Consider the following 21,856-nt stretch of genomic DNA (forward strand, 5'->3'; position numbering starts at 1 on the left):
AGCGATGTGGCGGCGCTGAAGAAGCAGGGCAACCCGAGCGCGGCAATCCAGGGCCTGGAACAGGATATTTTGGTGTTGAAGAGCCAGATCGACAACCGCCCGGCTGCGGCAGCGTCCGGTGGTGCGTCGGTGCAGGAATTCGATGCCTTCCGTGCGCAGACGACGCGCAACCTGAATACGCTGCAGAGCCAGATTCAGAACCTGCAGCAGCAGATCAACGCCCGGCCGTAACAGAGCGCGGGAGGGCTTTGCCCTCCTTTCGCGACACAAGGCCGCTCCCACAAGTTCGACGCTACCTTGAGGGCTGTGCTTATCCCTGTGGGAGCGATGTGGCGGCGCTGAAGAAGCAGGGCAACCCGAGCGCGGCAATCCAGGGCCTGGAACAGGATATTTTGGTGTTGAAGAGCCAGATCGACAACCGCCCGGCTGCGGCAGCGTCCGGTGGTGCGTCGGTGCAGGAATTCGATGCCTTCCGTGCGCAGACGACGCGCAACCTGAATACGCTGCAGAGCCAGATTCAGAACCTGCAGCAGCAGATCAACGCCCGGCCGTAACAGAGCGCGGGAGGGCTTTGCCCTCCTTTCGCGACACAAGGCCGCTCCCACAAGTTCGGCGCTACCTTGAGGGCTGTGCTTATCCCTGTGGGAGCGGCCTTGTGTCGCGATGGGCCGCAAAGCGGCCCCGGCAATCGTGATTACAACCGCGGATAATCGATGTACCCCACCGGCCCCTTGCCATAGAAAGTCTCTGGCCGCGCCTCGTTCAATGGCGCATCCGCCGCCAGCCGCGCCGGCAGGTCGGGGTTGGCGATGAACGGCACGCCAAACGCCACTGCATCGGCTTTGCCACTGGCCAGGGCCGCATTGGCGCTGGCCTTGTCAAACCGCTCGTTGACGATGTACGGGCCGCCGAATGCCTCTTTGATCAATGGTCCGATGCTGTCATCGGCTTCCCGCTCCCGCGAGCAGATAAAGGCAATGCCTCGCTTGCCCAGCTCGCGAGCCACGTAGGTGAAGGTTTCGGCGCGGTCGGCATCACCCATGTCGTGAGCATCGGCACGCGGCGCCAGGTGCACGCCTACGCGGTTTGCGCCCCAAACTTCGATGGCCGCATCGGTCACCTCCAGCAGCAGGCGTGCACGGTTTTCCAGCGACCCTCCGTAGAGGTCAGTGCGCTGGTTGGTGCTGCTTTGCAGGAACTGGTCAAGCAGGTAACCGTTGGCGCCGTGAATCTCTACACCATCGAAACCGGCAGCCTTGGCGTTTTCGGCACCACTGCGGTAGGCCTCGACGATGTCGTTGATTTCCTCGGTTTCCAGCGCGCGTGGGGTGGGGTAGTCACTTAGCGGGCGCACCAGGCTTACATGGCTTGGGCTGGATTGCGCTGGGGGCCACCGGCAGCTCGCCGTTCAGGTAGCTGGGGTGGGAAATACGGCCAACGTGCCACAGCTGCAGGAAGATGCGCCCGCCGGCGGCGTGCACGGCCTTGGTGACGTTGTTCCAGCCACGCACCTGCTCATCGTTCCAGATACCGGGGGTATCCGGGTAGCCGACGCCCATGGCAGTGACCGAAGTCGCTTCGCTGAGGATCAGCCCGGCGCTGGCGCGCTGTACATAGTATTCGGCCATCAGCGCATTGGGCACGCGGCCTTCGTCGGCACGGCAGCGGGTGAGCGGGGCCATGATGATGCGGTTGGGCAGTTGCAGGTCGCCCAGGGTGATCGGATCGAAAAGCGTGGTCATAGCGGTTACCTGCCTTGTCAAAGTGTTTGGCGAAGTTGTTCGAGGAATGCCTCAATGGTGGCTTCGTTGCGTTTGAAGAAGTGCCATTGGCCAATCTTCTGGCTGCTGATGAGCCCGGCGCGCTGCAAGGTGGCCAGGTGGGCGGAGACGGTCGACTGCGACAGGCCGCAGCGTTGGTCGATCTGCCCGGCACACACACCGTTTTCGGTGCTGTGGTACTGGTCGGGGAATTGCGTTGCCGGGTCTTTCAGCCAGCTGAGGATTTCTCGCCTGACCGGATGGGCCAGCGCTTTTATGATTTCGTCGAGATCAAGAGGCATGGGTGGAGGCTCGTTGTAGCGGTATATCGCGATAGAGCGAAATGTAAATCGGCTGTTCCCGATATCCAAATACCAAGAGGTTCTGAGCTGAGCGCGAATCGATATATCGCGTTATAACGATATAAGGCGGAGCGGTGGTAGACTGCGCCCATGAACTACCTCGCACACCTGCACCTGGGCGGCCCGGCGCCGCAACAACTGCTTGGCAGCCTGTATGGCGATTTTGTCAAAGGCTCGCTGGAAGGGCGCTTCCCTCCTGCGCTGGAGGCGGCTATCCGGCTGCACCGGCATATCGACAGCTACACCGATCAGCATCCGCTGGTGCTGGCGGCACTGGCGCGCTTTCCGCGCGAGCGGCGGCGCTTTGCCGGCATCGTGCTGGATGTCTTCTTCGACCATTGCCTGGCGCGGCATTGGGGCCACTACGCCGAGCAGCCACTGGCGCAGTTTACTGGCGCGTTTTACAGGGTGCTGCTGGCGGAGCCCGAGCTGCCGGGGCGATTGGCGCGGATTGCGCCGTTCATGGCAGCGGATGACTGGCTAGGGGCTTATGGCGATTTTGCCACGCTGGAACAGGTGTTCAACGGCATTGCCCGACGCTTGTCGCGGCCTGAGGGGATGGCCGGGGTAATGGTGGAACTGGAGCGGCTGTATGAGCCGCTGCTGGCGGATTTTCGCGAGTTCTATCCCCAGTTACAGGCTTTTGCGGCGGCGCAGCGTAGGGCTGAGGACTTGTAGCGCCTGCGAGATCGAGCGCCGCCCGCGCGGCGCTCGATCTCGCAGGCGCCAGCTTGCCCACGCCAGGCTCAGGCAGCCCGCGCCGGCCGCCTTGGCACTGCTTCAACTTCTTCAACCCCGAACAAAGCCAGGTGAATCGCCTGCTGTGCTTGCAACGCCAGCACCGCACGCTCCTTGCCCACGCTGCCGATAGGTGGCAGCAAGTGAATGCACACCTCGCCTCGCGGCTGGGCAAACAGGCGCATCAGGTGCGACACCAGATCATCGTCGCCAATGAACGGCGCAATCGGATCGATCTGGCCATCACGCAGATACTGGATAGCCACCGGCTGCACCGCCGCGCCCCGGTCGATGGCACCTGCCAACAGGCGGCCATGGAAGGTGCGCAAGTTGCGACCGCAGGTAGTGGTGCCTTCGGGGAAGATCAGCAGGGGGCGCGCCAGCCCCAGTTGCCCGGCGATCTGTTCGTGCAGGCGCTGGCTGTCGCCACCACCACGGCGAATGAACAGTGTGCCGGCTTTTTCCGCCAGCCAACCCGCCACCGGCCAATGACGCACTTCAGCCTTGGACAGGAACGACAGGGGCAGCAGCATGCCGAGCAGGGGGATGTCGGTCCACGAAACGTGGTTGCTGACCCACAGCATCGGCCGCTGCGGCAGTTCGCCGACTACACGCACGTTGAAGGGCAGGGCGGCGACCAGGCGTTTCATGAACAGGCAGGTCCAGCGCTGGCGGCGCTCAAGGGGAGCCTTGAAACCGAGGCGTTCGCCGAGGGCAATAAGACTGGCCATGAACATACCCAGCAACAGCACGAGCAGCAGTCGGGTCAGGCGGGCTACTACCCGCAGCTTCTGCATCAGACCGCCGCCTTGAAGTGCCGGGCGTAGCGCGGGCAGAGATTATCGCGCTTGAGCAGGATGAATACGTCGGCCACCTGGAAGTCCTCGTCCCAGCAAGGCTCGCCGCAAATCTTTGCGCCCAGGCGCATGTAGGCCTTGAGCAGCGGTGGCATTTCGGCGATGACGTTGCCCGGCAACGCCAGGCTTGGCAGCGGGTTCTTTGGCTCGGCCCGCAGGTGCTCGTTGCACAGGTAGCGATCACGCAGGCGCTGCATCACGGCATGGGCCTGCACGCCGCCGTCCTGCATCGGGATGCTGGCACAGCCCATCAGGTAGCTGTAGCGGCCCTCGTTGAGCACCTCGGCCAGTTCACCCCACAGCACGGCGATGGTGCCGCCGTTGCGGTAGTCGGGGGCTACGCAGGTGCGGCCCAGTTCGAGGATCGGGCCCTGCAGCTGCAACAGGCCGTGCAGGCGGAATTCTTCTTCACTGTAGAAGCGGCCCAGGCTGCTGGCGGCCTGGTGGTCGAGCAGGCGGGTGGTGGCCACCAGCTCGCCTGTGCTCAGGTCGCGTACACCAATGTGGCGGCAGTGCACGTCGTAGTCGTCCATGTCCAGGCCGTGCTCGGCACCCTTGAGCTTGGCCTTGAATTCTGCGCTGAACACTTTGAAGCGCAGGGCCTGGGCCTCTTGCAGCGCCGCGGCGCCAACCAGGCGTTCGGCTTGCAGACGGCGTTCAGTGCTGTTGTCGCCAGAATGAGCGATCCGAGTCATTACGAGTCTCCATAAGCCAGCCATGAAGGGTTGCGGCCGGTCGGCTTTGTTGTGCAAAGTCAGCCTAGGTAGACGCGGTGTCACCCCTGTGAATCTTTGGTGATGCTTGCGTGACACCCCCCAAACCTTGACCAGAAAGCCCCAGCAAGGAGCCGTCCCATGGCCTGGTTGCAACGATTGAACGACCCGCTCCGCCACGCGCCGGCGGGCACTCTGGGCGAAACCTATGCCGCGCTGCTCGAGCGCCTCGGCCCGGTTGCCCCCTTCGAACTGGCCGCACTGGGCGGGCGCGCGATGGCCACGCCGGGCCTGGCTTTTTTGGTGGGTTACCAGGCCGCCTTGCGCGTGCTGTGGCCCAGTGCACCGTCCAGCCTCGGCGCGCTGTGCGCGACCGAGCGGCGCAGCGTGCGGCCGGCGGACATGCACACGCGCCTGGACGGCTTGCGCCTGACCGGCAGCAAGGACTTCGTCACCGCCGGGCTGGAGGCGGAGTGGCTGCTGGTGGCGGCGCGCAGCGAAACCGCAGGCGCGGCGCCACAATTGAACCTGGCGGTGGTGTACCCCGGGGAGCCCGGCGTGACCCTGGAGCCATTGCCGACCTTGCCGTTGATGCCGGAGGTGGGCCATGGGCGCTTGCTGCTGGAACAGGCGGCGTGCGAGCTGCTGGCCGGTGACGGCTGGGATGCTTATGTGAAGCCGTTTCGCTCGCTGGAGGACTTGTATGTGCTCACGGCACTGACGGCCTGGTTGTATGGCGTGGGGCAGGAAAGCGCCTGGCCGCAGGCTTTACGCCTGCAACTGCTTGGGCTGCTGGCCGGGTGTGCCGAGGGTAGCCGGCAGTGTGCCGACTGCACGGATGGCCATTTGCTGTTGGGTGGTTTGTTTGCGCAGTTCCAGGCGTTGCGGGGGGCGATCGACGCAGCATTGGCGGCCGGGCCGGTGCATTGGGCGCAAATCTGGCAGCGTGACCAAGGGGTGATGGCGTTGGCTGCGGCGGCGCGCGAGCAGCGCCTGAACAAGGCTTGGGCGGCTGCGGGATTGTCATGAAGGCCTGATAGGTTTTTGTGAACCGATGATCCCGGGGGGCCGCAAGGCGGCCCCAAAATTTCGAGCTGAAACACAATGCTGAAAGGTCTGCTATTGGTTCTTTGCCTGGCCTTGGCAACCGCCGAAGCCGAGGACTGGCCTGACCCTGACTGGCAGAACGATCCTGCCCGTTTCGACTGGCAAGCCGTCGACGCCTACGCCTTCCCCCCTCGCACTGCCCCCGACCGCAGCGGCATCCGCACCGACGCGCTGCTGATCATCCGCGATGGCCGTATCCTCCACGAGCGCTACACCGCCCCCACCACTGCCGCCACCGCGCACCTGACCTGGTCGGTAAGCAAGAGCGTACTCGCCACGCTGATGGGCGTGGCCCAAGGCGAAGGGCGCTTCCAGCTGGAAGATCCGGTCACCCGTTTCTATCCCGCCATGCGCGGCCATCCCGGCATACGCATGGCCGATCTGCTGCACTGGGCCAGTGGCCTGGACTGGCAGGAAGACTACGAATACGCCCCCCTCAAGTCATCAGTGGTGGCCATGCTATACACCCGTGGCCGCGAGGACATGGCGGCCTATACGGCGGCGCGGGGTACGGCGGCCAGCCCCGGTGAGCGTTTTCTCTATTCCAGTGGTGACAGCAACCTGCTGGCGGCTGCACTGCGCGGCATGCTCGATGCCGGGCAGTACCCCGATTACCCCTGGCACGCGCTGTTCAGCCCGTTAGGTATCGACAGCGCGGTGTGGGAGCGTGACGGGGCGGGCACCTACGTGGGCTCTTCCTATCTGTACCTCAGCGCCCGCGACCTGGCGCGAATCGGCTTGCTGATGCAGCGTGACGGGCGCTGGCAAGGCCGGCAACTGCTGCCCACGGCCTGGGTGGCCTTCAACCGAACAGCGTTTACCCATGCCGAACCTGTGCCCGGTGAGGCCAACCCTGGCGGCCACTGGTGGCTCAACCGGCCGTTGGCCGGCGCCCAACGGCCTTGGCCGAGTGCACCCGAAGACACCTACGCCGCCCTTGGCCACTGGGGCCAGGCGCTGTACGTGCTGCCCGCGCAAAAGCTGGTGATCGTGCGCTATGGCGATGACCGCGACGGCAGCTACCAGCACGACGAACTGCTCAAGCGGGTACTGGCGGCAGTGCCCCGGGAGGGCACATGAAGCGGGCCTTGTTGCTGGTGTTGCTGGGCCTTGTGTTCTGGGCCTGGCAGGAGCGTCAGGCGTTGGCTGATTTCCCCGGCATCCTCTCGGCCTACTCGGCCAAGGAATACTGCTCGTGCCGCTTCGTCATGGGCTTCGGGCAGGCCTACTGCCAAGGCTATGTAAAGCAATGGCTGCCGCTGAGCCTGCTGGAGGAAAACAGCCCGCAGCGACGAGTCACTGCCGAGGGGTTGGGGCGGCGCAATCAGGCTAGCTGGCAGGGCCCGCACGAGGGCTGCCGCTTGCTGCCATGAAGGCGGGCGGGTAAGGTTGGCGGCCTGGTTTCACGAGATCTGTCATGTTCAAGCTGCCCCGTCTGCTGCCCGCCTTGTTGCTGGCTTTGTGCCTGCCTGCCCACGCCAATTGGCACCTCGATGGCGAATCGTCGCGCCTGTCGTTCATTACCGGCAAAAACGGTGACACTGCCGAAGTGCACCGCTTTCTGGTGCTGCATGGCACGGTCGACCGCAAAGGCGTGGCGGGGTTGAGCATCGAGATGGATTCGGTGAGCAGTGGCATTGCACTGCGTGACGAGCGCATGCGTGAGGACCTGTTCGAGGTCGAGCGTTTTGCCGAAGCCAAGGTGCGGGCGCAGCTGGACCTGCGGCCGATCAACGACTTGGCCAACGGTGCCCAGATCGAACTGCGCCTGCCGCTCACCGTTACCCTGCATGGCCAGTCGCACAGCTACAACGCCCTGTTGTTGGCCACCCGCCTGGACGAGCGGCGCTTTCAGGTCGTGACACTCGAACCCCTGGTGTTGCGTGCCGATGATTTCGGCCTGCTGCCAGGGCTGCAAACCTTGCGCAAGTTTGCCGGGCTCACGTCCATCAACCCGTCAGTGCCGGTTAGCGCGGTGCTGATTTTCACCGCCCGCTGACATGCCGGGCCCGGTCTTCCCCTGGCGGGATGGCAACCAGTTCGAACTGCTGATCGACGGCCCCGAGTTCTTTCCGCGCATGCTCGCAGCCATCGTGCGTGCCGAGTTCCAGGTTGACCTGGAGCTGTACCTGGTCGAGGCCGGCGCCTGTGCCGAGGCGGTGGTCGAGGCGCTGGAGCAGGCCGCACGGCGTGGCGTGCGGGTGCGCTGCCTGTTCGATGATTATGGCTCGCTGGCCTTCGACAGCGCCCTGCGCCAACGCTTGCTGGAGGCTGGTGTGTACCTGCGCTGGTATAACCGTCTGCGCTGGAAGCGCGGCTTGCGCAACCTGTACCGCGACCACCGCAAGCTGCTGCTGGTGGACGAACGCTGGGCGGTGGTGGGCGGCACAGGGGTTACCGACGAGTTCTGGACCCCGGGCGACGCGACCAGCGAATGGCATGAGGTGATGGTGCAGATTCAGGGGCCGGTGGTAACCGACTGGCAGTTGCTGTTCGACCGCCAGTGGGGCGCCAACAACCGCCGCACCGCCTGGCGCCCTGCCGAGGGCTTCGGCCTGCCCCGTTTGCCCAAGGTGCCTGCGCAGGGCCAGGGCATGGGGCGGGTAGCTTATGCCGACGCCCGCCAGCATCAGGACATCCTGCATTCGCTGGTGCGGGCGCTGAACAGTGGCAAGCAGCGGGTATGGCTGGCCACGCCATACTTTCTGCCGACCTGGAGCGTGCGCCGTTCTTTGCGCCGTGCTGCCAGCAAGGGGCTTGACGTGCGGCTGTTGCTGACCGGCCCACGCACTGACCACCCGTCGGTCCGCTACGCCGGGCACCGCTACTACCCCCGCCTGCTGCGCGCCGGTGTGCGGATTTTCGAGTACCAACCGTGCTTCCTGCACCTGAAGATGGTTGTAGTGGACGACTGGGTCAGCGTCGGTTCGTGCAACTTCGACCACTGGAACCTGCGGTTCAACCTTGAGGCCAACATTGAGGCGCTGGACCCGCCGTTGACGGCCGCGGTGGTGGCCAGCTTCGAGCGCGACTTTGCCTTGAGCGAGGAAGTCGACCTCGACCACTGGCATGCCCGCCCCCTGTGGCGCCGGGTTAAACAACGAATCTGGGGCTGGATCGACCGACTGGTAGTCAACGTGCTCGACCGCCGTGACTGACAGCGGCTATCGTGCATTGACTGTTTACGGTTAACCGAAGGAGTGGGTGCGATGACGGCGAAGAAGATTCTTATGCTGGTAGGCGACTACGTCGAGGATTACGAGGCGATGGTGCCGTTTCAGGCCTTGAGCATGGTGGGCCACACGGTGCACGCGGTGTGCCCGGAGAAACTGGCGGGGCAGACCGTGCGCACTGCCATCCATGATTTTGAGGGTGAGCAGACCTACAGCGAAAAGCCGGGGCACAACTTTGCCTTGAATTATGACTTTGTGCGGGTGCGGCCCGAGAGTTACGACGCCCTGCTGATCCCGGGTGGCCGTGCGCCGGAGTATTTGCGCCTGGATGAAAAAGTGCTGGCGCTGGTGCGGGCTTTTGACCAGGCTGGCAAGCCGATTGCGGCGGTGTGCCATGGTGCCCAGCTGCTGGCGGCGGCGGGTGTGCTGGAGGGGCGCGAATGCAGCGCGTATCCGGCGTGTGCCCCGGAAGTGCGTCTGGCGGGCGGCACGTTCATCGATATCGCCGTGGACCAGGCCCATGTGGATGGCAACCTGGTGACCGCACCGGCGTGGCCAGCGCACCCGGCTTGGCTGGCGGCATTTCTGAAGGTGCTGGGCACCCGTATTGCCTGATACGGCGTCTTCGCGGGGGAACCAGGTATTCGCCATGCACGGTGAACGCCGCCACCGCGCGACTGCCGCCGGCGTTGAACGCGGCCTAGTAGGCGTTTACCCGCTCGGTAGCGGTCATGGAACAGTACCTGTCGTGTATGGAAAAGGCGGGTCGTTGCCTCGGATGATAGGGTTTCCCCTCAAGCCCGGCTTAGCCGAGCGCGTCATCCACATCGACAAAACGACCGCCAAGCATGGAAATACGCCTGTTGCACGGCGCCGCTATCGCGCCATACATCGATGACCTCGCTCGCCTGCGCCTGGCCGTAATGCGCGAATTTCCCTACCTGTACGACGGCAGCCCGGACTCTGACGTCGACTATCTGGCCAGCCATGTCCGCTCCGGGCGCAGCCTGGTCGTGCTGGCCGTGGACGACGGCCAGGTAGTCGGAGCCTCAACCGCTTTGCCGCTGATGGATGGAGCTCCTGAATTCCTTCAGCTGTTCCGGGCTCAGGGCCGCGATCCTGCGAGCGTCTATCTGTTCGGTGAGTCGTTTGTCCTGCCGCAGTACCGCGGGCAAGGCCTCGGGGTGCGTTTTTTTATCGAGCGTGAATCCTATGCGCACACACTTGCCGCGTTCGATTACTGCGTTTTCTGTGCCGTCGAGCGCCCGGGCGTGCATCCAAGGCGCCCCGCCGGTTACAAACCCTTGCAGGGTTTCTGGCGCAACCGGGGTTTTTTGCACGAGCCGTCGTTACGCACCACGTGTGCCTGGCGCGACCTGGGTGAGCAGGCCACTTCCGAGAAAATCATGTCGTTCTGGATGAAGGCACTGATGGCATGAACCTGTCGTCAGGGGCCAAGGTTCAGCTTGTTTTCGCTGACATGGTATTTCAGTGCGTGGCCGCCATTGCTGACGAGGAATTCGACGTGGTACGGGTTGCCGTGTTGGTCGCGTAGCAGCCACACACTGGGCGCTTCATTGAGCGAGTTGTAATGCTTTGCGTAAAAGCGTCTGTAGTAATGATGAAGCGTCATGTGGTTAGGGCGCTGTACATAGGCTTCGCCTGAATCAGGGGAGACTGCCTCGAACGCTTCTCCCACCCCCAGGGCTGTTACTGTTGCCTCTTGGCTGTAGTCGTTAGTCAGCTGGAATGAGATAAGCGCGTGGTCATGATTGTGCCGCTCATAAAATGGCGTGTTCGAGGGCGTCTCCAGTGCGGTGCTCTCTACCATGATGAGTTTGGGATCGGCAAAACCAAAATAGCTGACTGTCTCTTCGACTTCGTCGTCCCAATGGCTATTGGCATTGTTCGACTTGTATTTGAAGGGCGTGCCCGGCTCAAGGTGGAACACCTTGTCGTGCGGTGGCGGTGGCGTGATGGACTCAATGACCACCGATGACACGAAGGGGCTGGTGTTGGTTATGGCGTAGGTATTCTCATCTTTCAACATTAATGCGTAGATCTGGGTGAGCGTGCCGCCAGGGCGTTGGGACGTGACGTAGAAGATGCGGCGAATGCTGTTTGCGGTTTTTTCGGTGAGCGCGCTGGGGGCGCCTCCGTAGGCGGCATGATAAACAAACCGTTTATCGCGGGCCTTGGACGCAAACAGGTCGGGGTGATCCAGCAGGCGTGGTTCGCCGTCTTCATCAATTAACACCAGCGACAGGCTATTGAGGCTCTCTTCGCTGAGGGTTTCCCCTTTACGTGGCTCCAGGGTGACAGTCACTTCCACTTGCTGCCGACCATTGGCATAAAGGCGATTGGAGCTTGAGGTGATATCCAGGCGAAAGCGGGTGAGCCATTGGTTGTCGAGCTTGAACCCTTTCATTTTGAGACACTCGTTGAGGGGGGAGTGCCCAGTTAAAGCCATTCCAATCGCTACCGGATGGTACATAAATGAATCAGTTCAGCGTTTGCCCCCTGTTGCAGCAACACCGAAACGGCGATTTTTTGCCAATGCCTGCACAAAAAAAACACCCTGCGAAAGCGTAGCCATCGCAGGGTGTTGATTTCAATCGCGAGCAACCGACCTTCGAGAAACGGTTACTCAAGCCTCAAGGCTGCCTCACTTAACTTCTACTGCCAGGCTTTCGGCGATCTTGCTCTGCCACAGGGCAGGGCCTGTGATGTGCACCGATTCACCATTGCTGTCTACCGCGACGGTAACCGGCATGTCCTTGACCTCGAACTCGTAGATCGCTTCCATGCCCAGCTCGGCGAAGGCCAGGACCTTGGACTTGCGGATGGCCTGGGCCACCAGGTAGGCAGCGCCGCCAACGGCCATCAGGTACACGGCCTTGTTGTCCTTGATCGCTTCGATGGCGGTCGGGCCACGCTCGGACTTGCCGATCATGCCCAGCAGGCCGGTTTGCTCGAGGATCTGGCGGGTGAACTTGTCCATGCGGGTGGCGGTGGTCGGGCCTGCAGGGCCCACCACTTCGTCACCGACCGGGTCAACCGGGCCTACGTAGTAGATGAAGCGGCCTTTCAGGTCCACCGGCAGCGCTTCGCCACGGTTGAGCATTTCGACCATGCGCTTGTGTGCGGCGTCGCGGCCGGTGAGCATCTTGCCGTTGAGCAGAATGGTCTCGCCCGGTTTCCAGCTGGCGACTTCTTCAGGGGTGATGTCGTCGAGGTTGACGCGGCGGGCACTTGGGCCGGCTTCCCAGACGATTTCCGGGTAGGCGTCCAGCGATGGCGCTTCCAGCTCGGCCGGGCCGGAGCCATCGAGCACGAAGTGGGCGTGACGGGTGGCGGCGCAGTTGGGGATCATGCACACCGGCAGCGACGCGGCGTGGGTCGGGTAGTCCATGATCTTGACGTCGAGCACGGTGGTAAGGCCACCCAGGCCCTGGGCGCCGATGCCCAGTTGGTTGACCTTCTCGAACAGCTCCAGGCGGATTTCTTCCAGGCGGTTCTGCGGGCCACGCGCTTTCAGTTCGTGGATGTCGATGGATTCCATCAACACTTCCTTGGCCATGACGGCGGCCTTCTCGGCGGTACCGCCGATGCCGATGCCGAGCATGCCAGGCGGGCACCAGCCAGCGCCCATGGTCGGGACGGTCTTCAGCACCCAGTCGACGATCGAGTCGGACGGGTTGAGCATGGCCATCTTCGACTTGTTTTCCGAACCGCCACCTTTGGCTGCCACATCGACTTCGACTTTGTCGCCAGGGACGATCGAGTAGTGGATGACTGCCGGGGTGTTGTCCTTGGTGTTCTTGCGAGCACCGGCCGGGTCGGCCAGGATAGAGGCGCGCAAGACGTTTTCGGGCAGATTGTAGGCGCGGCGCACACCTTCGTTGATCATGTCGTCGACGCTCAGGGTGGCGCCATCCCAGCGAACGTCCATACCGACGCGCACGAACACGGTGACGATCCCGGTGTCCTGGCAGATCGGGCGGTGGCCGGTGGCGCACATGCGCGAGTTGATCAGGATCTGGGCGATGGAATCGCGCGCAGCAGGCGATTCTTCACGCAGATAGGCCTCGTGCATCGCCTGGATGAAATCGACGGGGTGGTAGTACGAGATGAATTGCAGGGCGTCGGCGACGCTCTGAATCAGGTCGTCTTGCTTGATCACGGTCATGCAGCGCGCTCCTCTTAAAGACGGGAACATTCATAAAGACGCTCGACGGTGCCGACCAGCATGTCGAAACGCCTTGCAAGGCGCCGGCAGGTCAGGCCGACGGAAAAAGGCGCGGCAGTATAGCGCGCATCCGTCCCGGGCACACCTTCGGCCGGTCTGGACGATGGTCGGCAGCGGGCAGGCACTGTTCTTGCTGTCTCGCTCGAGAGATAGGATGCTTGACGGGGGCCGCAAAGCGGGCCCGGCAAAATAAAGCGCCAGGAGAGAGAGCTGACAATGCCCGAAATTTGCGTGGGCGAGCGCCGCTGGGCGGTGCCCACTGGCAGCAACTTGCTCGATGCCTTGAACGAGGCCGGCCTGAATGTGCCCTACAGCTGCCGGGCCGGCAGTTGCCATGCTTGCCTGGTGCATTGCCTGGAGGGGCAACCGGCGGATGCCTTGCCTGAGGCACTGGCGCTGGATAAGCATGCACAAGGCTGGCGCCTGGCGTGCCAGTGCCGTGTAGTGGGGGACCTGCGCGTAGCGGTATTCGACCCTCTGCAGGACGGCATCCCCGCTCGGGTGAGTGCGCTGGACTGGTACGGTGATGTGTTGCGCCTACGCGTGCGTCCAGAGCGAGCGCTGCGTTATCAAGCCGGGCAGCATGTGCTTCTGTGGAACGGTTCGATCGCCCGGCCGTATTCACTGGCAAGCCTGCCGGGCGAAGACGACTTTCTCGAATTTCATATCGACTGCCAGCGGCCTGGTTTATTTTGCGACAAGGCTCGCAGCCTTGATGTTGGCGACGTACTGCGGTTGGGTGAGCTGCGGGGTGGGGCGCTGCATTATGAGCAGGACTGGCACGCGCGGCCGCTATGGTTGCTGGCGGCGGGTACCGGCCTCGCACCGTTATTGGGCATCCTGCGCGAGGCGCTGCGTCAAGGGCATCAGGGGGATATCCGGGTTATGCACGTGGCGGCGACGGCGCAGCAGCATTACCTGACTGCGCCCCTAGCCGCGTTGGCTGTGGAACACCCGAATGTGAGCGTGGAGTTTATCGTTGCCGAGCAGCTGCAAGCTTGGCTGCAAGGCTTGCGCCTGTCGTCGCGGCACACCGTGGCCTTGGCATGCGGTGCACCGGGGAGGATCGAGGAGTTTGCGCGGCGCTTGTTCATTGCCGGGTTGCCGCGAAACCAGTTGTTTGCCGATGCTTTCGTTGACCGCGCGCCACCGTGACGCCCGCCCGTGGGCGAAGCATGCTGCCGTAAGCTATTGAGGAAAATACAGCCTGCCGGTCGCCAGCTCTCTGTCGGGAGTCGCGGAAAACGGCCCGGTCTGGCCCATCAGTTGGCGCCATCTTGATATTTGCTGCCTGGGTAGATTGCTGGTCTGAGCTGTCACTTCAAGGGACTGCATGAAACCGGCACGATGTACCCAGATGGGTCTGTCATAGCCATGTACCGGCCGCTGCAGCACATTGGCGATGCGTTGTGCTGCTCCACTCTTGCCGCCATAACAGGCCAGCAAGACGATAGGTTGGTTGTCGGCCATGCCGGCGAGGCGCGGTGCGATTTCCCGCAGTGCAACACGTACGGCATCTTCCATCTGGCCTGCGCCGTTCATCAACTGGCCAGCCTTGCTGCCGTGGGTTTCGAAGGCACGGATACCTTGCCCCACGAAGTTGTAATGCATGGCAACGTCGTTGGCCATGCCGTCAGCCGAGTAGATCACGGCGGTGTTTTGTACCTGCCGGGGGGCGGGCGTCATCGGGTTGGCGAACGCACGCTTGGCATTAGCCCTGCCAGGTGAGCGGAGCGCTTTGCTGGCGACTTTGGTCGAGCCAGGCGCCATACCGATTACGGCACTGGCCAAGCCAGTACCCAGTGATATCCAGCCCAGTACGTTGGCGGCTTTTTCGTCCGCGCCACTGGCTTGCATCGTCATGCTGGCGATACCGGTGCTCAGGGAGATAGCGTTCAGTGCGGCATTGCCGATTGCCAGCGCCGCACTGCCGGTCAGCGCACTGCCGCCATACAGGGCGACAATGGCGGGCACGGCGGCGCCCAACGTGCTGATTGCGGCCGCTGCGCCTATCGCCAGGCCTACGCCTGCGATCGTCCAGCCGACCCAGCTGTGACCATCGGGGTCGATGCGGTTGACCGGATCACCGGCGCAGTACGCGTAGGCATTGAGCCCACCACGGTCGAACGGGCTATCACTGTCGGGGCTGAGGAAGGTCATCAGGACAGGATCGTATGGCCGGTAGCCGGCAGGGATGTACCAGCCCGTCAGCGGTTCGCGGCGCAGCCCGGCAAAACCGAACGGAGCTTGCTGGTCGTTTTCGGGTTCGGCGCCATGCGGGCTGTAATGGCACTGGCGCAGTCGCTCGTCGACTTGCAACCGTACGGTGCCTTGGCCATCGCAGCCAAGCAGGCGGATGGTGGACTCCCCGCCATCCTTGCAGCTCACGGCAAACACTTCGGCGCCGTCACCAATCAGCCCCAGGCGCAGCTCACCGTGCTGTTCGTGGGTCAGTTGCCCGGCGCTGTAAAAACTGCGTACCCGGCCATGGTCCAGTTCACGTTCGCAGAGGTTACCGCTGGCGTCGTAGTGGTAATGGCAGCTAGAGCCACTGTGCTCGACCTGTACCAAGCGGTCGGAGCTGTTCCAGGTCAAGGTGCGGCCCATACTGTCGGCGATGAGCCGGCCACAGGCGTCGTACGTCAGTTCGATGCGGGCTGGCCAGCTTGGGTGGGAGTGGGTAACCGCGCTGAGCTGGGTCGGATCGTTCGCCGCGTAGCTGAACTCAGCCGCGTCCTGGCTACCGTCGGCAAAGGTGCTGACCACTCGCTGATAACCATCCAGCGGGTTGAAGGTATAGCGTTGTTCGACGATGGGATTGCCGAACGGGTCGAGTGGCGCGCCGTCGGCGCTGGAGCGGTAGCGTACCAAGCGGCCCCGCCGGTCGTAGTCGAAATACTCTTCGGCGCCGTTGATGCTGCGCTGGATCACTTGGTCGAGGGCTGAATAGGCCAGCGTCAGGGTGATGCTACGCTCCCCCTCGGTATCGCTCACGGTGTAGACGCTGCGCTGTTCTCGGCCCATGGTGTCGTAGCTGATCCGCCGGGTCAGGCTCCGCGCACGGGCAGGGTCGTGGGTGGTAATGCTCAGCGGGCGGGAGAGGGCGTCGTAGCTGAACTCGGTTTGTACGCCGTCTACCTCAAGGCGCTGCAGGCGCCCGAACCTGTCGAGATGGCGATGGTGTTCGGCCCCCGCAGCGTCGGTGAATCCCACTGGCAACCCGTTGAGCGAATGGCGCCAATGGGTGGTGTGCTCGACCTCGTCGAGGCACCAGCTGTCGCGCAAGGGCAGCCCGGAAGGCGTGAGTTGCCAGCTGAGGCTGCCGAGCCCGCCGCGGGCGTTGGTCGGAATGCCGAGCGTGGCATGATAGGTCAGCTGCTGCTCGGCTTCGCCGTCGGCTGCGGTGCCTAGCAGGGCATTGCCCAACTGAGGCTCGTAGCGGTAGGTCACGTGCTTGCCATCGGCCAAGGTGTTGGCGACGGGCGGCAGCTGGCCTGGGCGGTAGTGATAGTGGGTGGTACGCCCGGCGACCTGCACCGAGCGCTGCCGGCCGAGCCCATCGAAGGTCTGGCGGCCGAGTATCCAGGCGGTTTCGCTCATTGCCTGCGCCTCACCGACGCTCGAGCTGACAGCAATGCTTTGCGGGTGATGGCCATCACTGTGCTCGGCGAAGGTCCAGGTCACCACTGTATTGTCCGGCAGGTGCTTTTCGATGATGCGTGAGTAGGCGTCATGGCGCAGGCGGGTGACGATGTCGGGTGAGCCTTCTACCTGGATGCGCTGCTCGATGACCCGGTCGAGGCCGTCGCGCAGCAGTAGCAGGGTGCGGGTGTGTCGCCCGCGGGTATCGTAATCCTGCTGTTCCACCGGGCTGCCGGCAGCGTTGTGCGAGATGACCTGGCGCGGCCCCTGTAACTTGCCTGCCGCTTGCCACTGTTCGCTGCGGCGGGTGATGGGGTCGTGGTGGAGGTGCTGTTCGATGCCTTCCAGGCTGGTCACCTGGCAGGCGTGGCCCCAGTCGTCGTAGCGGACTGTGCGGGTCAAGGTGAGCAGGTTGTCGGCCTTGAGCCAGTCCAGTGAGGTCTGGCTGACCAGGCGTCCGAGGGCATCGTACTGGTTGCGGCTTGTTTCGCGGAACACGCCCGGGCTGTTATCGAGGTCTTCAAGGTGAATGCTCACGACCCGGCCTTCGCCGTCGAGCCATTGGCGCTGTCGGCGGCCGGTGATATCGACCTGCTCGATCAATACCGGATTGTACTGGCCGTTCGGCCTGGCTTGCCTGGCGAACTCGTCGTTGAGGTGATAACGGGCCAGGCGCTGGGTCTGGTAAGGGCTGCCTGCTGCGGACCTGGTGCATACCACACGGCCTAATCGGTCATATTCATAACGGGTAATGGCACCGCTGTCGTGCCGCTCCCAGAGAGTCTGGCCGGTGAGCATCGATTGTGCATGAGCGGTGCTGGAGCGGTTTTCTTCATCGTTCTCAAAGCCCTGCAGGGTGACTTCGGTCACCAGTGCATCCGCGGTGGCACTGTAGCTGTAAAAGGTAGTTGTGCATTTGCCGTCGAGGGTGACGACGCTCTTTTCTTCCCGGCCATACGTGGTACCTGCAGTGGTCAGGTAGAACTGCCGGGTATGCTCGATCACCCGGTTCTCGGGGCCTTCGAGCTGCTCGCTGGCCACCAGTATGTGGGGCAACGCGCCTTCGATCAGCGAAGGTAGCGCCTGGTAGGTATAAGTAGTGGCCAGAACAGGGGCTGCGCCTTTGGCGATGACGGGGATAACGGTCTTTTTTTTCAGGAAACGTACCCGGCCGAGTGCGTCTGCGGGGCAGCCTTCGGCACCTTCTGCCGGGTAGTATTCGTAACATTCCTCGACGCCGCTGGGGAATAGCACGCGCAGAGGGTTGCCGAAGTCGTCATAGACATAGCGGGTGCTCTCGCTGCGGCTTTGGCCGGGCCGGGAATGATCCAGATAGGTGACCGATACTTCGTGGGGCAACTGGCACCAGGCCGGTTGCTCCTCCCAACTGAGTGCCGGATCGACGCCGTAGAGTGTTTTCTCGCGCGTTTCGCAGTGCCCCCGGCGGGTCACTTCACTTACCTGCAGGTGGAAACGGTCCCAGGTGCGTTCGACTGTGGCCAGAAGCCTGCCCTGGCCATCGGTCTGTTCTTCCACCATCTGGTATTGATAGTCGCTGTTGACCTGGTAGAGGTTGTCCCGCCCGCTATGCCATTCGAACGCCTGGTCGCTGCCATAGCCCAGGTGGTTGTGATCGCCGATCCACTGGTAGCTGCGTTGGAGCTCACTGCCCGGGCCAGCACTGGTATGGGTCCATCCCATGACGCGGGGCAGGAATGCCAGGGGGCCGCCTTCGGGCATGCGCAGGCCTTCACTGTCCTGGGACCAGTGGACGATGTCGCGGGCACCGAGAGGGCCGATAAAGCGACGTGGCAAGAGGAGCTGCGCCTGCCCCGGCACATTCAGGGCGTCGTACTCGATTTCGAATGGCTGGTCGATGTCGGGGAGGTACAGCTGGCTCAAGCGCTCATTGCTCAGCAGCGCCCTCAGAGTAGCGGCGTGGGCCGTTTGTGGATTGAGCACGAAACGCAGTTCACTGGCTTCGGTTTCCAGGGCCAGCAATGTACGGGTTTCATCGCGGATCCTGGCCAGCGTCGATATACCGTCGGCGAAGGGCATCCAGTCGAAATACAGGCGGCGCCCTTCGGGTGAGCGCATCTCCTCAAGCAAGTAGCGGGTGCTGTCGTCCTGTTGGCGAAGAATCTCGCTTTCGCCGGTTTGCTTGTCGACCCGAAAATTGCCATCGGCTTGACGCGTGACTGTGAAGGTTGGCAGTTTCTGATCGAAAAATGCCAGCCGGCCATCACTGCACGGGTCGGAGTTGATCAGATCAATGGCGAACTGCTCACCTGAAGACAGGCTCAGACGCGGGTTATCCTGATCAAGGTTGATTTCCGATAGCCCCAGGCTCCAGCCCAGGCCATAGCCACGGTTACAGGAAGAGGCCAGGGTGCTGAAAGCCAGTGTCACGCTCAGCGTTGGCCCGCACAGCTGGTTGGCGGGAGGCACGGGCAGGGCAATGGCCAAGCAGAACTGGCCTGTTCGGTTGTCGACAGCGGTCTTGAAGCAATCAAGAAAGTTGCCGGCTTGGGAGTGTAGTGGAGCGTCACGCATGATCAGGCTCTCGTCATCGAAGTGAAGAGGCCCAATTCAAGGACACGTGGCGAGCTGGCTGGCGCTAGATAAGTCTTTGAGAGGCGAGATGCGTGGCGTTGAAAAAAGCCCCGACAGAAGCTGTACGGGGCTCTTGTAGCACGCGACCTGCGAGCAGCTGATCAGCCGACCAGCGGATCACCGACATGCAGGATCTTCATGCCGTTGGTGCCGCCGATGGTGTGGTAGCTGTCACCTTTGGTCAGGATCACCCAGTCACCCTGTTGCACCAGGCCACGCTTGAGCAGCTCGTCGACTGCCGCCTGGCTTACCTTGTCGGCCGGCAGCGAGGCCGGGTCGAAGGCGATCGGGTACACGCCGCGGAACATCGAGACGCGAGCCTGGGTCGCGCGGTGCGGCGACAGGGCGAAAATCGGCACGTGCGAACGCAGGCGCGACATGATCAGCGGGGTGTAGCCGCTTTCAGTCAGGGCGATGATCGCCTTCACGCCCGGGAAGTGGTTGGCGGTGTACATGGCCGCCAGGGCGATGCTTTCGTCGCAACGTTCGAAGGTGGTGTGCAGGCGGTGGCTGGACTTCTGGTTGGTCGGGTGCTTTTCGGCACCTTGGCAAATCCGCGCCATGGCCTGTACGGCTTCGATCGGGTAGGAACCGGCAGCACTTTCGGCCGACAGCATCACCGCATCGGTGTTGTCCAGCACGGCGTTGGCCACGTCGGACACTTCAGCGCGGGTCGGCATCGGGTTCTGGATCATCGACTCCATCATCTGGGTCGCCACGATCACCGCCTTGTTGTTGCGGCGGGCGTGCTGGATGATCTTTTTCTGGATGCCGATCAGCTCGGCGTCGCCGATTTCCACACCCAGGTCGCCACGGGCAACCATCACCGCGTCGGAGGCGGCGATCAGCTTGTCGAGGGTCTCGTCGTCGGCAACTGCTTCGGCCCGTTCGATCTTGGCCACCAGCCAGGCGCTGCCGCCGGCCTCGTCACGTAGCTTGCGTGCGTATTCCATGTCGCTGGCGTCACGCGGGAAGGAAACGGCCAGGTAGTCCAGGTCCATTTCCGCGGCCAGCTTGATGTCGGCCTTGTCTTTTTCGGTCAGGGCCGGCGCGGTCAGGCCGCCACCTTTGCGGTTGATGCCTTTGTGGTCCGACAGCGGGCCACCGATGATCACCACGCAGTGCAGGGCGTCTGCAGTGGCGGTTTCGACGCGCATGACCACACGGCCATCGTCGAGCAGCAGTTCGTCACCGACGCCGCAGTCCTTGACCAGGTCGGGGTAGTCGATACCGACGATGTCCTGGTTGCCTTCGGTCAGCGGGTGGGCGGTGGAGAAGGTGAACTTGTCACCGATCTTCAATTCGATGCGCTTGTTGGCGAACTTGGCGATGCGGATCTTTGGACCCTGCAGGTCGCCCAGCAGCGCGACATGGCGGCCGTTCTTGGCGGCGATGTCACGGATCAGGCGAGCGCGGGCCTTGTGCTCGTCCGGGGTGCCGTGGGAGAAGTTCAGGCGTGCCACGTCCAGGCCGGCAAGGATCAATTGCTCGATCACTTCCGGCGAGTTGCTGGCGGGGCCAAGGGTGGCGACGATTTTGGTACGGCGGATGGTCATGCACAGACTCCTATAGTGAAGCGCAGCGAAAGGCTACTCCTGAATCTCGCTGTAGTCATTGTTCCGTTGCACTACCTGCGACCAAGACAGGGTGGCATTTGAACGGTCGGGGTATGCTTGCAAAAGCCTGTGAAGATTTGTTGGCGATGGCCGATACACAGGCATCAAAGGAGATCCCCATGCGAGCCCTGATCGTTTTAGCCCTGGCGGCCAGCGCCGTCGGCTGCACCCGCTGGTCCATGGACCACCACCTGAACAATGCCTACCGCGCCTACGACCGTGGCGACTGCGCACGGGTCATGCTGGAGCTGTCGCAGGTCGATCGCACCAGCCGTTCGCGGCCGTTCATCCACCCCGAGGTGTCGCTGCTGCGTGGCCAGTGCCTGGAGCGCCAGGCGCTGTACGTGGATGCCGCGCAGACTTATCAGTACCTGATCCAGAAATACCCGGGCAACGAGTACGCCTATCGTGCCCGGGCACGTCTGCAGACCCTTGAAAAACTCGGGCATGCCCGTAGCGGCGAAGCGGCTGTGGCCAACCCGGTGACCACCGCACCTTGGCGATAACACCAAGGTGTGGTTTATTTCACGGGATTTGCTGCGCGCCCTGCGCTAATCTGTAACTCAGCTGTTACAACAACCGCCAGTACCTTGTATTCCTGGCACCAGGTACGGAATACACACGCGATCATGTTCAACAAGCGCCACATCGAGCGTCATCAGCTGCCTTGTATCCTCAAGGTATTCAACCGTTTTACCGGTCAGGAGATCGGCCAGCTGGGTAATGCCTCCGAGGATGGGCTGATGGTCATCAGCCAGCTGCCTGTGCTGGTAGGGCCCGATTACGAACTGCAATTGCGCTTGCCGCTGGTTGGCGGCGGGCATCAGTTCGTCAACCTGACCGCCAGTTGCCTGTGGTGCCGCGAAGACCAGACGCCAGGCCACTACGATTCCGGCTTCATGCTGTTGCAGGCGCCTCGCGAATTCGACGAGTTCGTGCGCTCACTGCGTGATTATTTCAGTTTCCTGCCTGCCAACGCTTCTGTCTGAGGCTGCGCTAGAATCGGGTCGACCTTGATACAGGACG

Annotated in this window: 18 protein-coding genes and 3 pseudogenes; 13 read left to right on the forward strand and 8 right to left on the reverse strand. The window is 62.9% G+C overall.

Annotated elements, in window-relative coordinates:
* Together LU684_RS11365 and LU684_RS11370 are read left to right on the forward strand one after the other, a co-directional pair.
* Positions 1-231: pseudogene (locus tag LU684_RS11365) on the forward strand (ATPase); the annotation flags it as partial.
* Between the two features lie 89 nt (positions 232-320).
* A pseudogene (locus LU684_RS11370) lies at positions 321-554 on the forward strand (ATPase); the annotation flags it as partial.
* Between the two features lie 140 nt (positions 555-694).
* On the opposite strand, the pseudogene LU684_RS11375 reads toward LU684_RS11370, so the two are convergent.
* Together LU684_RS11375 and LU684_RS11380 are read right to left on the reverse strand one after the other, a co-directional pair.
* Positions 695-1,742: pseudogene (locus LU684_RS11375) on the reverse strand (alkene reductase).
* Between the two features lie 17 nt (positions 1,743-1,759).
* Positions 1,760-2,062: an ArsR/SmtB family transcription factor gene (locus tag LU684_RS11380; RefSeq protein WP_016488913.1), complete on the reverse strand. Its 303-nt coding sequence runs from the start codon at positions 2,060-2,062 to the stop codon at positions 1,760-1,762.
* Positions 2,063-2,212: 150 nt separating this feature from the next.
* Here LU684_RS11380 and LU684_RS11385 point away from each other — a divergent pair, with 150 nt between their 5' ends.
* Positions 2,213-2,800: an acyl carrier protein phosphodiesterase gene (locus LU684_RS11385; protein ID WP_095116029.1), complete on the forward strand. Its 588-nt coding sequence runs from the start codon at positions 2,213-2,215 to the stop codon at positions 2,798-2,800.
* Positions 2,801-2,868: 68 nt separating this feature from the next.
* On the opposite strand, the gene LU684_RS11390 is transcribed toward LU684_RS11385, so the two are convergent.
* Positions 2,869-3,657: a lysophospholipid acyltransferase family protein gene (locus LU684_RS11390; protein ID WP_016488911.1), complete on the reverse strand. Its 789-nt coding sequence runs from the start codon at positions 3,655-3,657 to the stop codon at positions 2,869-2,871.
* Positions 3,657-4,412, reverse strand: a complete 756-nt coding sequence (gene olsB / locus LU684_RS11395; RefSeq protein WP_016488910.1) for an L-ornithine N(alpha)-acyltransferase — start codon at positions 4,410-4,412, stop codon at positions 3,657-3,659. Before olsB ends, LU684_RS11390 begins: the two co-directional genes overlap by 1 nt.
* 159 nt (positions 4,413-4,571) lie before the next feature.
* Between olsB and LU684_RS11400 the strand changes: the two genes are divergently transcribed.
* The 7 genes from LU684_RS11400 to LU684_RS11430 all read left to right on the forward strand — a co-directional run bounded on the left by LU684_RS11400 (position 4,572) and on the right by LU684_RS11430 (position 10,149).
* Positions 4,572-5,459, forward strand: coding sequence for a hypothetical protein (locus LU684_RS11400; RefSeq protein ID WP_060517499.1), 888 nt, complete (start codon positions 4,572-4,574; stop codon positions 5,457-5,459).
* A 75-nt stretch (positions 5,460-5,534) separates the two neighbouring features.
* Positions 5,535-6,617 (forward strand): serine hydrolase domain-containing protein, encoded by a 1,083-nt coding sequence (locus tag LU684_RS11405; protein WP_232894654.1) that lies wholly within the window; start codon positions 5,535-5,537, stop codon positions 6,615-6,617.
* Positions 6,614-6,910 (forward strand): hypothetical protein, encoded by a 297-nt coding sequence (locus tag LU684_RS11410; RefSeq protein ID WP_016488907.1) that lies wholly within the window; start codon positions 6,614-6,616, stop codon positions 6,908-6,910. The genes LU684_RS11405 and LU684_RS11410 overlap by 4 nt, the downstream gene beginning before the upstream one ends.
* Positions 6,911-6,954: 44 nt before the next feature.
* Positions 6,955-7,536, forward strand: coding sequence for a YceI family protein (locus LU684_RS11415; protein WP_023049230.1), 582 nt, complete (start codon positions 6,955-6,957; stop codon positions 7,534-7,536).
* 1 nt (position 7,537) lies between these two features.
* On the forward strand, positions 7,538-8,695 hold the full coding sequence (locus LU684_RS11420; protein ID WP_232894655.1) for a phospholipase D-like domain-containing protein: 1,158 nt from the start codon (positions 7,538-7,540) through the stop codon (positions 8,693-8,695).
* A gap of 51 nt (positions 8,696-8,746) precedes the next feature.
* Positions 8,747-9,325, forward strand: a complete 579-nt coding sequence (locus LU684_RS11425) for a DJ-1/PfpI family protein (protein WP_016488904.1) — start codon at positions 8,747-8,749, stop codon at positions 9,323-9,325.
* A 233-nt stretch (positions 9,326-9,558) separates the two neighbouring features.
* On the forward strand, positions 9,559-10,149 hold the full coding sequence (locus tag LU684_RS11430) for a GNAT family N-acetyltransferase (RefSeq protein ID WP_016488903.1): 591 nt from the start codon (positions 9,559-9,561) through the stop codon (positions 10,147-10,149).
* An 8-nt stretch (positions 10,150-10,157) separates the two neighbouring features.
* Here LU684_RS11430 and LU684_RS11435 read toward each other — a convergent pair whose 3' ends face one another.
* Together LU684_RS11435 and LU684_RS11440 are read right to left on the reverse strand one after the other, a co-directional pair.
* Entirely contained in the window at positions 10,158-11,138 is a 981-nt protein-coding gene (locus LU684_RS11435; protein WP_060517501.1) for a hypothetical protein, read from the reverse strand.
* A 237-nt stretch (positions 11,139-11,375) separates the two neighbouring features.
* A complete protein-coding gene (locus LU684_RS11440) occupies positions 11,376-12,899 on the reverse strand; it encodes a fumarate hydratase (protein ID WP_016488901.1) in 1,524 nt (507 codons plus the stop codon).
* 276 nt (positions 12,900-13,175) lie between these two features.
* Between LU684_RS11440 and LU684_RS11445 the strand changes: the two genes are divergently transcribed.
* Positions 13,176-14,114, forward strand: a complete 939-nt coding sequence (locus tag LU684_RS11445) for an iron-sulfur-binding ferredoxin reductase (RefSeq protein ID WP_016488900.1) — start codon at positions 13,176-13,178, stop codon at positions 14,112-14,114.
* A gap of 33 nt (positions 14,115-14,147) precedes the next feature.
* Here the strand turns inward: LU684_RS11445 and LU684_RS11450 are convergent, their stop codons facing one another.
* Positions 14,148-19,154 (reverse strand): RHS repeat domain-containing protein, encoded by a 5,007-nt coding sequence (locus tag LU684_RS11450; RefSeq protein ID WP_060517505.1) that lies wholly within the window; start codon positions 19,152-19,154, stop codon positions 14,148-14,150.
* A 161-nt stretch (positions 19,155-19,315) separates the two neighbouring features.
* Positions 19,316-20,770: a pyruvate kinase gene (pyk, locus tag LU684_RS11455; protein ID WP_016488898.1), complete on the reverse strand. Its 1,455-nt coding sequence runs from the start codon at positions 20,768-20,770 to the stop codon at positions 19,316-19,318.
* 179 nt (positions 20,771-20,949) lie between these two features.
* Here pyk and LU684_RS11460 point away from each other — a divergent pair, with 179 nt between their 5' ends.
* Positions 20,950-21,336: a tetratricopeptide repeat protein gene (locus tag LU684_RS11460; protein WP_016488897.1), complete on the forward strand. Its 387-nt coding sequence runs from the start codon at positions 20,950-20,952 to the stop codon at positions 21,334-21,336.
* Between the two features lie 123 nt (positions 21,337-21,459).
* On the forward strand, positions 21,460-21,819 hold the full coding sequence (locus tag LU684_RS11465) for a PilZ domain-containing protein (protein WP_016488896.1): 360 nt from the start codon (positions 21,460-21,462) through the stop codon (positions 21,817-21,819).
* The last annotated feature ends 37 nt before the right edge of the window (positions 21,820-21,856 follow it).

Origin of the sequence: Pseudomonas sp. NMI542_15, assembly GCF_021283425.1 — a bacterium.
GTDB classification, from domain to species: Bacteria; Pseudomonadota; Gammaproteobacteria; order Pseudomonadales; family Pseudomonadaceae; genus Aquipseudomonas; species Aquipseudomonas fortuita.

Coding starts and splice junctions, on each gene's coding strand:
- LU684_RS11380 (WP_016488913.1), bottom strand. CDS start 2,062: ATGCCTCTTGATCTCGACGAAATCATAAAAGCGCTGGCCCATCCGGTC.
- LU684_RS11385 (WP_095116029.1), top strand. CDS start 2,213: ATGAACTACCTCGCACACCTGCACCTGGGCGGCCCGGCGCCGCAACAA.
- LU684_RS11390 (WP_016488911.1), bottom strand. CDS start 3,657: ATGCAGAAGCTGCGGGTAGTAGCCCGCCTGACCCGACTGCTGCTCGTG.
- olsB (WP_016488910.1), bottom strand. CDS start 4,412: ATGACTCGGATCGCTCATTCTGGCGACAACAGCACTGAACGCCGTCTG.
- LU684_RS11400 (WP_060517499.1), top strand. CDS start 4,572: ATGGCCTGGTTGCAACGATTGAACGACCCGCTCCGCCACGCGCCGGCG.
- LU684_RS11405 (WP_232894654.1), top strand. CDS start 5,535: ATGCTGAAAGGTCTGCTATTGGTTCTTTGCCTGGCCTTGGCAACCGCC.
- LU684_RS11410 (WP_016488907.1), top strand. CDS start 6,614: ATGAAGCGGGCCTTGTTGCTGGTGTTGCTGGGCCTTGTGTTCTGGGCC.
- LU684_RS11415 (WP_023049230.1), top strand. CDS start 6,955: ATGTTCAAGCTGCCCCGTCTGCTGCCCGCCTTGTTGCTGGCTTTGTGC.
- LU684_RS11420 (WP_232894655.1), top strand. CDS start 7,538: ATGCCGGGCCCGGTCTTCCCCTGGCGGGATGGCAACCAGTTCGAACTG.
- LU684_RS11425 (WP_016488904.1), top strand. CDS start 8,747: ATGACGGCGAAGAAGATTCTTATGCTGGTAGGCGACTACGTCGAGGAT.
- LU684_RS11430 (WP_016488903.1), top strand. CDS start 9,559: ATGGAAATACGCCTGTTGCACGGCGCCGCTATCGCGCCATACATCGAT.
- LU684_RS11435 (WP_060517501.1), bottom strand. CDS start 11,138: ATGAAAGGGTTCAAGCTCGACAACCAATGGCTCACCCGCTTTCGCCTG.
- LU684_RS11440 (WP_016488901.1), bottom strand. CDS start 12,899: ATGACCGTGATCAAGCAAGACGACCTGATTCAGAGCGTCGCCGACGCC.
- LU684_RS11445 (WP_016488900.1), top strand. CDS start 13,176: ATGCCCGAAATTTGCGTGGGCGAGCGCCGCTGGGCGGTGCCCACTGGC.
- LU684_RS11450 (WP_060517505.1), bottom strand. CDS start 19,154: ATGCGTGACGCTCCACTACACTCCCAAGCCGGCAACTTTCTTGATTGC.
- pyk (WP_016488898.1), bottom strand. CDS start 20,770: ATGACCATCCGCCGTACCAAAATCGTCGCCACCCTTGGCCCCGCCAGC.
- LU684_RS11460 (WP_016488897.1), top strand. CDS start 20,950: ATGCGAGCCCTGATCGTTTTAGCCCTGGCGGCCAGCGCCGTCGGCTGC.
- LU684_RS11465 (WP_016488896.1), top strand. CDS start 21,460: ATGTTCAACAAGCGCCACATCGAGCGTCATCAGCTGCCTTGTATCCTC.